The following is a 12,951-nucleotide window of genomic DNA, read 5'->3' as shown; positions in this document are numbered from 1 at the left end:
GGTATCGCTGAAACATCAACAGGCCCTAGTGCTCCACTGCTTCAATTGCTAAAATACGCGACCTTCCAAGTGCTCATCCTGATTTAGCCTATCTAGTACAGTTCGGGATGAAACCAGTTAACCTACAGAGAGCATAAATCCTCATGACTGCACCGACAGATAAACCCTCCCTCAGTTACCGTGATGCCGGCGTTGATATTGATGCAGGTAATGCACTGGTCGAGCGTATCAAAGGTGCGGCACAAGCCACCCGTCGTCCGGAAGTACTGGCCGGCCTGGGAGGATTTGGTGCCCTGTTCGAAATTCCAAAAGGATACCAGGAGCCTGTATTGGTCTCCGGCACTGACGGCGTAGGAACCAAGTTGAGACTGGCAATGCAGCTCGGCATGCACGATTCCATCGGGATCGATCTGGTAGCCATGTGCGTGAACGACTTGATCGTCCAGGGAGCAGAGCCGTTGTTCTTCCTCGATTACTACGCCACGGGTAAACTCTCAGTCGATATCGCCTCTACCGTCGTCGAAGGTATCGGCAAAGGATGTCTTCAGGCCGGCTGCTCCCTGATCGGGGGTGAAACTGCAGAGATGCCTGGAATGTATGAGGGTGAAGACTACGACCTGGCAGGTTTCTGTGTAGGGATTGTGGAGAAATCCAGAATTATTGACGGGCAACTGGTAAAACCCGGCGACGTCATCCTGGGATTAAGCTCTTCCGGCGTCCACTCTAATGGCTACTCTCTGGTTCGCAAGATTATTGAAGTCAGCCAGGCAGATCTTTCCATCGAATTTGACGGGGGCACACTGGGCGAAGCTTTACTCAAGCCGACCCGAATTTACGTCAAACCTTTACTGGAGCTGATCAAGCAAACTCCGGTTCATGCCCTGTCCCACATTACCGGCGGCGGTTTCCTGGAAAATATCCCCAGGGTTCTTCCTCAACATTCCAAAGCAGTTATCAATCTGGACAGCTACACTCTGTCTCCCCTGTTCCAGTGGCTGCAGAAAGAAGGCAATGTGGACTGGACTGAAATGTATCGCACATTCAACTGTGGTATCGGTATGGCCCTGGTGGTCCCCGCTGACAGCAAAGACCAAGCGATGGATATTCTCCGCAATGCCGGAGAAGAAGTATTTGAAATCGGCTACATTGCTGAACACGATGCTGAAACCCCATTAGTGGAATTACAGGGGCTTCCCCAATAATGGCGGAATCTAACCACACGTCCTGCCGAATTGTCGTTCTCATTTCCGGAAACGGGAGCAATTTACAGGCACTAATCGATGCACAGGCTCGGGGCATACTCCCTGGCACGATTGTCTCCGTGATCAGCAACAGACCGGATGTGTTTGGGCTGGAACGAGCAACGAAGGCCAGCATTCCTGCGATCACCCTGGATCACAAGGAATTTGATTCCCGGGAGACTTTTGACCAGGCCCTGCAAGCCCGCATCGATGAACATCAACCCGATCTCGTGGTGCTCGCAGGCTTCATGCGTATCCTGACCCCGGAATTCGTCAGGCACTACCATGGACGGATGTTGAATATACATCCGTCATTACTTCCCAAATACCAGGGATTGCATACGCATCGACGGGCCCTGGAGGCTGGCGACCAGAAACATGGCGTCACGGTTCATTTTGTCACCGAGGAGCTGGACGGAGGACCCAATATTCTACAGGCCGAAGTTCCCATCCTGCCGGGAGACACTCCTGAAGTCCTGGCTGCCAGAGTGCAGCTACAGGAGCATTTGATCTATCCGGAAGCCGTTCGCTGGTTCTGCGAAGGGCGTTTAGTTATGGAAAATAATGCTGCACTTCTGGACAACAATGTGCTCGCACCTTCCGGCATATCCTTTGCCAATACCGAGGCTTGACCTCCGGTTGAAAGGGCTTCAATGGATGAAGCCCGCTTTCACTCATTGACCGGCATACACCTTACGTATTTCATCCGCCATCAGGATAAGTCCTTTTTCCACCAAAGCGTCATCCTGAGAGTATGTGATTCTCAGGCACTGGCGGGTATGCTCCCACTCTCCTTCAAGGCCCGGGAAGAAATAGTGTCCGGATACAACCAATACGCCACGCTGCTTAAGCCTTTGATAAAGCTCTTTACTGGAAATCGGCAAGTCACGCAGCCATAACCACAGAAACATGGCACCTTCCGGCTCATGAAGAGCAAAGGGCAAACCATCAAGATGCTGACTCAGAGTATTGAAGGCACGCTCTGCTTTCTGCTGATAGAAAGGCTTAACCACCTCGGAACTCAACCGCAGAATCTCACCGCTGGTTACCATTGAGTTCGCCAGCATCGCACCGAAGCTTCCTGGCGCCAGATTCATGATGGCATTAACACCAGCGACCGCTTTAATGATTTCAGGCTTGGCAATCACAATACCGGTTCGTACCGCCGGAAGCCCCAGCTTGGAAAGGCTCAGGCACAACACCAGATGGTCATCCCATACCGGTTTAACCTCTGTAAACACCAGGTCGGGAAACGGCAGACCGTACGCCCCATCGACAATCAATGGCAGATCATGCTTTTTCGCCAACTGGATGAGATGCGTCATCTCATCGTCCGTCAGCACATTCCCGGTAGGATTAGTCGGCCGGGATACACACATCACACCGATATTGTCATCAATATGCAGATTGTCGAAATCCACGTGATACTTAAATCTGTGCTCATCCAACATTTCAATCGTCGGACGGGTCGACACAAAAAAATCGTGAGTGAGCCCGGAATCGGCATAGCCAATGTATTCAGGTGTCATCGGCAACATCACTTTTTTGGTTGTGCCGTCGGCATAGCGGCCTGCAAATAAATTAAACAGGATAAAAAACGCCGACTGACTGCCATTGGTGAGGGCAATATTTTCCGGACCTATCGGCCAGCCATATTCACGCGACAACAGATCTGCCAGAGATTGGATAAATTGTTTCTCTCCCTGAGGCGGATCATAAATTCCAGTGAGCCGGCGAAAATCCACAGGATTTTCGGTGATACGCTGCAACTCTTTCTGAAATATTTCCTGCACCTCCGGGACCAGTCCTGGATTCCCGCCCCCCATCATGATCATGTTACCGTCGGCGAGGGCATTCCCCAGGTCTTCCATCAGGGAGTTAATTCCCGCCTCCTGGGTGAACTTGGTTCCAAATTCGGAAAGCTGCATGGACAACCTCTCTTTTCGTGCTGTACCCACAAAGAATGCAGAAGGATCACTCCGGCATTCTACTTATTATTAGAGACTCACGTTTATAAAGGGCTCTTGTTTATGCAGAGCCTCTATCTATACAAAGCAGCTATTTATGTAGAGCCACTAATTATGCAAAGCTGCAGTGAATGAAAAGCTCATATGTATGAAAAACCAAGAGCCTCGTTTCATCAGGGCTTATAACTCCTGACGGGCAACCCCCATTATTCTTCTTCGTCCTCACATAGAGAAATACCAATATTGCTGACGCCCCCCTGGGCCGACAGCTCACGGATCTGCCGCAAGAACGAAGCTGTCGGAGCAGCAGCCTTCTTCAATAATTCAACAAGTTCACGTTGAAAGACCAGTTCCGAACGAGTGAGCGGATGTCGCTCCAGCAACATCACAAGATCATGCTCCTCCAGACCATCCCCCTCACTGAACTCAACAAAAGAGGCCACCGTCTGCAAGCTGGCTTCCGCAGCCTTTCTTGCCATATCGGATGTTGAAATCACCAGGGATTCCAACGCATTCAGAATTTGCTCAATGGCATCCCTCGCCGGCATTGCGCCATATTCTTCGCGTCCGCCCAATTCTTCATCCAAGGTCTCCAAAGCCTCTATTTGAGGTTGAACACTGATGGATTCACGGGTTTCTATGCCGTGCCAAATGGCTTCGACCACCCTCTCGGGAAACACCTTCAGATCGACTTGCAGCAGGTCGGCAAAGAACACCAGGTTAGGTAACGCCCGTTCTGCGAGAGCCGCCACAAACACTTGTTGGCGCCACCCCTTGAGCTGTTCCAGTTGTTTGAAGTGCTTTATTGACGCCACCTGGCCTCCTTTTTGTCATATATTGATAGCTTGCGCCATACCGTAAGAGCTTGTGTATACCGTGAGAAGTCAAATAGCGCTTTGTCTTTGTGCAATATTATGAATGCTCCAGTGGAAAAATGGGCCTTCTATGAGCCAAATTATTTCAGGAGACTATTCCAACCGAAGGCTTTGATCATGCAATGCCAGGACACGGCTCAAAGCCCCTTGAACGGTCCGGTGAAAGGCAATGACACCGTCCTGATGACCCAACATCACAAATATTCCATGGGACAGAAGATCCCTATTTTGCCACAAATCACTGACGGCCTGGACGAGACGCTCACTTCCATAGGGCGCATCACGGGGTGTAGAGAGCATTCCCAGCTTATCGTAATGATTCCAGATATCAGGTGAATGAACATGAATGACGGCACCAATCTCCCGACTTAACTGATAAAGCAAGGCATGAGTAGTGGATTCTGATGAGGGCTTGATGTCGCCCTGGGAGCATATCTTATTGGCAATCAGATCAGCGTCCGTTATCAGCGCGTAGTGGTGCAAATCCAACGTGGGCAAACCGCCGGTCTGACTGCCGGATACGATAAATTGGTTTCCTTCGCACCTCTGACTCAGATTTCCAAACCCCAATCCACCGTACCTCTTGGGATCCCGGCCAATCAGGCCGCGCTGCATTAACAGCGCGCGTGCCCGCTCAAGTTCAGAAATGTCGATACGTTCAGGCAGGGTCTTCCATTGATGATCAAGATCGAACTTGATAACACCTTCGGCTTCCATTAGAGACTCCCTACATGCACCAGCAACAGACACTACACGCCTTTGCTTCCAATTTGAGGGTTGTTAAGCCTTGGGCAATGTCACTCCGGTTTGCCCAAGATACTTACCGCCACGGTCCTTATAGCTGACTTCACAGGGTTCATCCGACTCAAAGAACAGCATCTGTGCAACGCCTTCATTGGCGTATATTTTGGCCGGGAGATTGGTGGTATTGGAGAATTCCAGTGTCACATGCCCTTCCCACTCAGGTTCCAGAGGAGTGACATTGACGATAATTCCGCAACGGGCGTAAGTAGACTTACCAAGACAAATGGTCAGGACGTTGCGGGGAATTCGGAAATACTCAACCGTACGGGCCAGAGCAAAGGAGTTCGGAGGGATAATACAAACATCTCCAACGAAATCGACAAAACTCTTTGAATCAAAAGCTTTAGGGTCAACCGTCGCAGAGTGCACATTGGTAAAGATTTTGAACTCATTGCTGCAGCGGACATCGTAACCATAGCTGGAGTTACCATAGGAAATCAGCTTGCCCTTTTCTGCTGATTCTCTCACTTGTCCGTCCTGAAATGGCTCGATCATGCCATGTTCCTGGGACATTCTCCGAATCCACTTGTCTGATTTAATCGTCATGTCGGTACTCGCGTTACGCTGTCAATCTGGCTATTAGAAATTTCAAGTCAATCTATTAGAAATTTCAATCTGGAAGGCAGACCTTAGGAGCCTGCTAATCTGCCGCGCATGATACTGGAAGTGTGAGGTATAACCAAGTAGAGCCGGGCTTCAGTTAGGCGCTAATAGGTCGCTGTGTACAGACAAGCACACCTCTAAGCCTCCCCTGCATCTGGAGAGACAGGCTCTGATAAGGATTAACCGACATGAAAAACTACGGAAAATCCTTACTACAGGCTTCTAAGCTATACAGCCAGCCAACTCAATCAGCTTTCACAATAATTTCAGGGAACAACTGTGATTGGTCTTTAGCTCTCAAAGAAAGGCCGGCCCCCAGCTTTCGGGCAATATCACGATAGATCAAGCCGACTTCGGAGTCTGGTTCCGCAGCGACCGTAGGCTCGCCCGAGTCCGTCTGTTCTCTGATTGTCATATGTAACGGCAACTGCCCAAGCAGCTCGGTATCATACTCTTCTGAAACTCTCTCGCCCCCACCGGCACCGAATAACGGCTCATGATGCCCGCAATTGCTGCAAATATGGATACTCATATTTTCCACGACACCTAATACCGGAATATCCACTTTACGGAACATTTCGATGCCCTTTTTACAATCCAGCAATGCGATATCCTGTGGCGTGGTGACAATCACAGCCCCGGTGACAGGGACTTTCTGTGCCAGCGTCAGCTGGATATCACCGGTACCGGGAGGCATATCAATGATCAGGTAATCCAGCTCATCCCAAAGACTCTGGGTTAACAATTGCTGCAGCGCGCCGCTGACCATGGGACCGCGCCATACCATCGGCGTTTTATCCGTCACCAGAAAGGCCATGGACATCACCTGGATGCCATGCGCTTTAACCGGAATAAAATACTGATTATCCTTCACTTCCGGCCGGGTTCCCTCGGGCACACCGAGCATCATTCCCTGGCTGGGGCCATAGATATCAGCATCAAGAATCCCGACCTTCGCACCTTCTTTCTGCAATGCAAGAGCCAGATTCACTGCCGTCGTGGATTTACCGACACCGCCTTTGCCGGACGCGACGACCACAATATTTTTCACGTTGGCCACTGCCGGAAGATTCTTTTGCGCTTGATGGGGAGCGATCTTCCAGTTTACTTCAACTTCCGCAGACTCAACGCCATCACAATTCTCAATCGCCGTAGCCACGATCTGCTTGAGGCCGCCCGCAATTCCAGCTGCAGGATAACCAAGCTCCACCTTAAGCGAGACTTTATCACCCTCTACCTCAAGGGATTTTACAGCTCCAATCGCAAACAAATCCGCTTTAAGGTAGGGATCCTGGTAACCTCGAATCGCATTTTCCACATCAGCTCGGTTAATGGCGGTCATTGACATCTCCAGTGTGGCTCCCCACATTCCGGGAAACCTGATAATCATTCGGTTGAGCCGAATACTATACCAATTCAGTATGGTATTTCCAGATTGCGGTTAACTGTCGCAAGTGGCTGCGGATGACGGATGAAAATTCACCTGCATAGCGCTATCATAGCGCCCCATTCGCGAAACAATGCGGATGGAATATTTGGTTTAAAGAGACTTATGAGTGGAAGGTCTTCGCAAAAGCGACTCTCCATTCCACTCTATTAACGGAAAGGTAATATGTCCGCTCAGCAAAGAAAGATTCTTGTCACCAGCGCGCTTCCCTACGCCAATGGCCCTATTCACCTGGGTCACTTGCTGGAATACATCCAGACCGATATCTGGGTACGTTTCCAGAAAGCCAGGGGGCATAAATGCACCTATGTCTGTGCCGATGATGCACACGGCACTGCAATCATGCTGAAAGCTGAGCAAATGGGCATGACTTCCGAACAACTGATCGACCAGGTGAACGAAGACCATCGCCGGGACTTCGCAGACTTCCTGATTGAGTTTGACAACTATTACTCGACTCATTCAGAAGAAAACCGTGAACTCTCTGAACTGATTTACCAGGCGCTGCGGGATAAAGGCCACATCGCCACCCGCGAAATCACCCAGGCTTATGATCCAGAGAAAGAATTATTCCTGGCTGATCGCTTCATCAAGGGCACCTGTCCCAAGTGTAAAACCGACGACCAGTATGGCGACAACTGCGAAGCCTGCGGTGCGACCTATACACCGGCGGAACTGATCAACCCGCGCTCGGCGATTTCCGGCGCCACTCCTATTACTAAAGAGTCCACCCACTATTTCTTCAAACTCCCGGAGTTCCAGGAATTCCTGAAGAGCTGGACCCGTAGCGGCACCCTGCAACCTCAGGTGGCCAACAAACTGGCAGAATGGCTGGATGCGGAACTGCAGGAGTGGGATATCTCCCGTGACGCGCCATATTTCGGTTTTGAGATTCCCGACGCCCCCGGCAAGTATTTCTATGTCTGGCTGGATGCCCCTATCGGCTACATGGCCAGCTTCAAGAATCTCTGTTCGCGCCGCGATGACCTGGATTTCGATGAATACTGGAAACCCGGTTCGGATGCCGAGCTGTACCACTTTATCGGCAAAGACATCATCAACTTCCACGCCCTGTTCTGGCCGTCCATGCTGAGTGCCTCGGATTTCCGTACTCCGACTGCCGTCTGGGCTCATGGCTATGTCACAGTGGATGGCACTAAGATGTCCAAATCCCGTGGCACTTTCATCATGGCCAGCACCTACCTCAAGCATCTGGATCCGGAATACCTGCGTTATTACTACGCAGCCAAGCTGAATGCCAATGTAGACGATCTGGACCTCAACCTGCAGGACTTCACTGCCAGGGTCAATGCTGACCTGGTGAACAAGCTGGTCAACATTGCCAGCCGGTGTGCCGGATTCATCAATAAAGCCGGCGGCAAGCTTTCCGCCAGCGTTACCGAGCCTGAGTTACTGGCACAATTTACTGAAAAATCCGACGCCATTGCTGACGCCTATGAAAAGCGTGAGTTTGGCCGGGCAATCAGGGACATTATGGCCCTGGCGGATATTGCCAACGGCTACATCGCAGAGAAGGAACCCTGGAAACTTGCGAAAGAAGAAGGCAAGGAACAGGAAGTCATTGATGTCTGCTCCAACGGCATCAACATGTTCTATATCCTGATGACCTATCTGGCACCAGTGGTTCCGGAAATGGCCAAGAAAGCCGAAGAGTATCTGAACGTCAATCTACATTGGAAGGCGGCACCGACACCTCTGACGGATCATGCTGTGAACAAGTTTAAAGCCATGCTGACCCGCGTTGACCCGAAAGCCGTGAATGCCATGGTTGAGGACTCCAAGGAAGCTCCGGCCCCGGCAAAGAAAGATGCCAAAAAAGCGCCTCAAAAGCCTGAGACGCCGGCGGAAATCGAATATGACGATTTTGCCAAGGTAGATCTCCGGATTGCCAAAATTGTCAATGCAGAGCATGTGGAAGGCGCTGACAAACTGCTCAGACTGACTCTGGATCTGGGCGAGCAACAAAAACAGGTGTTTGCCGGCATCAAATCCGCCTATGCGCCTGATGACCTGATTGGCCGATTAACTGTCATGGTCGCCAATCTGAAACCACGTAAAATGAAATTTGGCATGTCGGAAGGCATGGTCCTGGCAGCAGGCCCCGGCGGAAAGGATATCTGGTTGCTACAACCGGATAGTGGCGCGCAGCCAGGAATGCGAGTTATGTAACTTAAACAGCCAATGGGGCGAAGTCGCTTCGCCCCATTTTGATTTATATCACCTCTGACCTGCCAAAACTGACAATTACATACAAGCCAATGGCTAGACTTTTACGCTATAATACGCGCCCCACTAATTCTGGGAAGCTATTTTAGCCTGGTATTCGATCACAATTGCTGTCCAACATGAGAGCCATTTGCCCATGACCGAGTATTTGCTGATTCTCGTCAGCACCATTCTGGTAAACAACTTTGTGCTCGTCCAATTTCTTGGACTTTGTCCGTTTATGGGCGTTTCCAACAAACTGGAGACTGCCATGGGCATGTCCCTGGCGACCACCTTTGTATTGACGCTCTCCTCATTGTGCAGCTATCTGGCCTACGAATACCTGCTGGTCCCGCTGGGTCTCGACTATCTGAAAACCATCACGTTTATTCTTGTTATCGCCGTGGTGGTCCAATTTACCGAAATGGTGGTTCACAAAACCAGCCCGCTGCTATACCGGGTATTGGGGATATTTCTGCCACTCATCACCACTAATTGTGCAGTGCTGGGTGTTGCCCTGTTAAACACCAAAAAACAAAACGGATTTATGGAATCCATCCTGTATGGATTCGGTGCAGCGGTTGGATTCTCCCTGGTACTGGTACTTTTCTCCGCCATGCGGGAACGCATTGTCGTTGCCGATGTCCCGGTCCCGTTCAAGGGCAGCGCCATCGGCATGATTACCGCTGGTTTGATGTCCCTGGCGTTCCTGGGCTTCACCGGACTGGTTAATATTTGAGGGGACTGGTATGAGCGTCGTCATTATCGCAGTACTCGCGCTGCTCGCCCTTGCCATCACTTTTGGAGCCATTCTCGGGTTCGCGTCTGTCCGCTTCAAAGTCGAAGGCAACCCCCTGGTTGACCAGATCGACGGTATTCTGCCGCAAACCCAATGCGGGCAATGTGGCTACCCGGGTTGCCGCCCCTACGCGGAAGCAATTGCCGGTGGAGACGCCATCAATAAATGCCCCCCGGGAGGCGAGAGTACGATTGCTGCTTTAGCCGATCTGCTGGACGTAGACCCCATGCCTCTGGACGAAGAACACGGGGTATCCCAGGGCAAACGCGTAGCCTTTATACGCGAAGATGAGTGCATCGGCTGCACCAAATGCATCCAGGCCTGCCCGGTGGATGCCATTCTCGGCGCTGCCAAGCAGATGCATACGGTAATTGTTGATGAATGCACCGGATGCGATCTCTGTGTTGATCCCTGCCCTGTTGACTGTATTGATATGATCCCCGTTGGCCAGACTATTCGTGATTGGTCCTGGGACAAGCCCGGTTCCAAGCCGATTGATTCCAGACAAATCATCGCAACAGACCTGCAAGCCGAATCCAATGACCAGGAGGCGGCATGAGACAGATCTGGGACTTCCACGGCGGTATCCATCCTCCGGAAAACAAACATCAGTCGACCCGGCAAGCCATTAAGAATGCCGGCATCCCTCAGTACCTGTTTCTGCCGCTTAGCCAGCATATTGGTCAACCGGCAGTTCCCGTTGTGGAAATAGGACAGCGGGTCAGAAAGGGCGAAATGGTGGCAGAAGCGATCGGCCCCGTCAGCGTGCCCGTCCATGCCCCAACCTCAGGTACCGTGATTGCTATTGAAGACCATCAGGTTCCGCATCCCTCAGGCCTGACCGACTCCTGCATTGTCATCGAAACAGACGGCCTTGATGAATGGACAGAACTGACCCCTTGTGAAGATTACGAGGAACTCTCGTCGTCAGACATTCTTCATCGGGTCCGCCAGGCAGGTATAGCAGGACTCGGCGGTGCCGGCTTTCCTACCGCCATCAAACTGCACCCACCACGCAACGATAAAGTGAATGCATTAATCCTGAATGCCGCCGAATGTGAACCCTACATTACGGCGGATGACATGTTGATGCGGGAGCGGGCGAGCGAAGTTATCGGCGGCCTTGAAATCATGGCGTCCATCCTGCAGCCGGAAGAATGTCTCATTGGCATCGAGGACAACAAACCTGAAGCCATTGCCGCTCTCCGTGAAGCGGCTCGGGAAACCCAGATTGAAGTCGTGGTTATTCCCACCAAATACCCATCCGGTGGCGAGAAACAATTAATCAGGATTCTCACCGGTCTCGAAGTACCACAGGGACACATACCTGCCGATATCGGTGTTATGTGCCAGAACGTAGGAACTTCGGCGGCAGTATACCGGGCAATTCGCTATGGCGAACCGCTTATTTCGCGTATTACCACCGTCACCGGGGACGCAGTCGCACATCCGGGTAACTTTGATACCTTGATCGGCACCCGGATGTCGCACCTGCTGACACAGGCAGGATTTAATGCGGACAAGGCATCCAGAGTTCTGATGGGCGGACCGATGATGGGCTTTGCCCTTCTTTCCACTGACATACCGATAGTTAAAACCACCAACTGTCTGCTGGCAGCAACGGATCTGGAATTCCCTCAGCCGCAACCTGAACAACCGTGCATCCGCTGCGGCATGTGTGCAGAAGCCTGCCCGGCAGAACTGCTGCCCCAGCAGCTGTTCTGGTTTGCCAAAGCCCAGGAGTTCGAAAAAGCGGAGATGTACAATCTTTTCGATTGTATAGAGTGCGGCGCCTGTTCTTATGTGTGCCCCAGCAGCATTCCCCTGGTTCAGTACTACCGCTATTCCAAGAACCAGGTACGGACCACAAAGCTGGAACAGGAAAAGTCAGACAAGGCGCGCGAACGGTTTGAGTTCCGCCAATCCCGACTGCAGCGAGAACAGGAAGAGAAAGAAGCCAAACGTAAAGCGCGGGCTGAAGCTGCTGCAAAGGCACAGGCAGCCCGGGCGGCTGAGGCAGAAGCAGCGGTAGATCCCAAGAAAGCAGCTGTCGCAGAAGCGGTCAAACGAGCCCAGGCCAAACGCGAGCAGGCTTCCGCTCCTTTAGCCGATCTCACAGAACTTGAGAGCAACGTACAAAAAGCCAAAGACAAGCTGGCTAAAGTTGAGGCATCACTGCAACAGGCTGAAGCCGATCAGTCCGATATGACAGACAAGCTGCGCAATGCCGTGGCGAAAAATCGGGATCGACTGGAATTCGCCGAAAAGGCGCTCGCTGATGCCAGAAAACAAAGCTCAGATTCGGATAACACGGGCACAAATACTCCGCCCCAGGATACTGAACAACTGCAACGCAGCATCAAACGCCAGGAAGACAAAGTTGCGACGTTGAAGAACGCGATAGAGGAAGCACTGAAATCCGACCCCGATCGCGCAGCCCAGCTACAACCATCTCTCGACAAGAGCCTGGCCAAACTGGCTGAGCTTAAATCGGCACTTGGAACAAACTCCTCTGATCAATCTGAGAACAACACCCCTGCCCCGGATCCTGAACAGCTTCAAGTACAGGTAGACAAAGCCAGGGATAAATTGCTCATGATGCAGGGCATGCTGGATGAAGCCCGGCAAGAGTCTCCTTCGGACGACGCAAAAGTCACCAAGCTGACCAGAGCCGTGGAAAAGAACCAGGAGCGATTGACAGCGGCAGAAAAGGCCCTGACGGACGCCCAACAGCAAGCAACCCCAGTGGCACCGAAAATCTCGGCGGAAGAATTAGAGACTTTACGGACCAATATCGACAAAGCTCGGGACAAACTAAGCATGATGCAGGGAATGCTCGACGAAGCTCAAACAGAGTCTCCAGAGGATGAGGCTAAAATCGCCAAGCTGACCCGCGCCGTAGAAAAGAACCTGGAACGGGTGAATGCCGCCGAGACAGCATATCAAGAAGCCGGAGGCGAAATCCGGGACCCGGTAAGCCAATCATGAA

General features: G+C 51.6%; 11 protein-coding genes. 6 read left to right on the top strand and 5 right to left on the bottom strand.

Annotated elements, in window-relative coordinates:
• Window positions 1-143 precede the first annotated feature (143 nt).
• Both purM and purN read left to right on the top strand, forming a co-directional pair.
• On the top strand, window positions 144-1,202 hold the full coding sequence (gene purM / locus BTA51_RS15265; RefSeq protein WP_094708694.1) for a phosphoribosylformylglycinamidine cyclo-ligase: 1,059 nt from the start codon (window positions 144-146) through the stop codon (window positions 1,200-1,202).
• Entirely contained in the window at window positions 1,202-1,873 is a 672-nt protein-coding gene (gene purN / locus BTA51_RS15260) for a phosphoribosylglycinamide formyltransferase (protein WP_094708692.1), read from the top strand. Before purM ends, purN begins: the two co-directional genes overlap by 1 nt.
• Before the next feature lie 42 nt (window positions 1,874-1,915).
• Here the strand turns inward: purN and BTA51_RS15255 are convergent, their stop codons facing one another.
• From BTA51_RS15255 to apbC, 5 genes are all read right to left on the bottom strand, one after another.
• Window positions 1,916-3,169, bottom strand: coding sequence for a valine--pyruvate transaminase (locus BTA51_RS15255; protein WP_094708690.1), 1,254 nt, complete (start codon window positions 3,167-3,169; stop codon window positions 1,916-1,918).
• 245 nt (window positions 3,170-3,414) lie between these two features.
• A complete protein-coding gene (locus BTA51_RS15250) occupies window positions 3,415-4,023 on the bottom strand; it encodes a DUF416 family protein (protein WP_094708688.1) in 609 nt (202 codons plus the stop codon).
• A 153-nt stretch (window positions 4,024-4,176) separates the two neighbouring features.
• Window positions 4,177-4,800, bottom strand: coding sequence for a class II aldolase/adducin family protein (locus BTA51_RS15245; protein WP_094708686.1), 624 nt, complete (start codon window positions 4,798-4,800; stop codon window positions 4,177-4,179).
• A 63-nt stretch (window positions 4,801-4,863) separates the two neighbouring features.
• On the bottom strand, window positions 4,864-5,433 hold the full coding sequence (gene dcd, locus BTA51_RS15240; RefSeq protein ID WP_094708684.1) for a dCTP deaminase: 570 nt from the start codon (window positions 5,431-5,433) through the stop codon (window positions 4,864-4,866).
• Between the two features lie 301 nt (window positions 5,434-5,734).
• Complete coding sequence (gene apbC / locus BTA51_RS15235; RefSeq protein WP_094708907.1) at window positions 5,735-6,832, bottom strand: iron-sulfur cluster carrier protein ApbC; 1,098 nt, start codon at window positions 6,830-6,832, stop codon at window positions 5,735-5,737.
• 270 nt (window positions 6,833-7,102) lie between these two features.
• Between apbC and metG the strand changes: the two genes are divergently transcribed.
• From metG to rsxC, 4 genes are all read left to right on the top strand, one after another.
• On the top strand, window positions 7,103-9,127 hold the full coding sequence (gene metG, locus BTA51_RS15230; protein ID WP_094708682.1) for a methionine--tRNA ligase: 2,025 nt from the start codon (window positions 7,103-7,105) through the stop codon (window positions 9,125-9,127).
• A gap of 193 nt (window positions 9,128-9,320) precedes the next feature.
• The gene (gene rsxA / locus BTA51_RS15225) at window positions 9,321-9,902 is read left to right on the top strand and encodes an electron transport complex subunit RsxA (RefSeq protein ID WP_094708680.1); all 582 of its coding nucleotides are present in this window, start codon (window positions 9,321-9,323) and stop codon (window positions 9,900-9,902) included.
• Window positions 9,903-9,912: 10 nt separating this feature from the next.
• Complete coding sequence (gene rsxB, locus BTA51_RS15220) at window positions 9,913-10,521, top strand: electron transport complex subunit RsxB (RefSeq protein ID WP_094708678.1); 609 nt, start codon at window positions 9,913-9,915, stop codon at window positions 10,519-10,521.
• The gene (gene rsxC, locus BTA51_RS15215; protein ID WP_094708676.1) at window positions 10,518-12,950 is read left to right on the top strand and encodes an electron transport complex subunit RsxC; all 2,433 of its coding nucleotides are present in this window, start codon (window positions 10,518-10,520) and stop codon (window positions 12,948-12,950) included. Before rsxB ends, rsxC begins: the two co-directional genes overlap by 4 nt.
• Window position 12,951 lies beyond the last annotated feature (1 nt).

The sequence above is a fragment of the Hahella sp. CCB-MM4 genome, from assembly GCF_002260525.1.
GTDB lineage: Bacteria > Pseudomonadota > Gammaproteobacteria > Pseudomonadales > Oleiphilaceae > Hahella.
The sequence above is the reverse complement of the archived record's forward strand: the minus strand, read 5'-3'. Positions and strand labels throughout refer to the sequence as shown.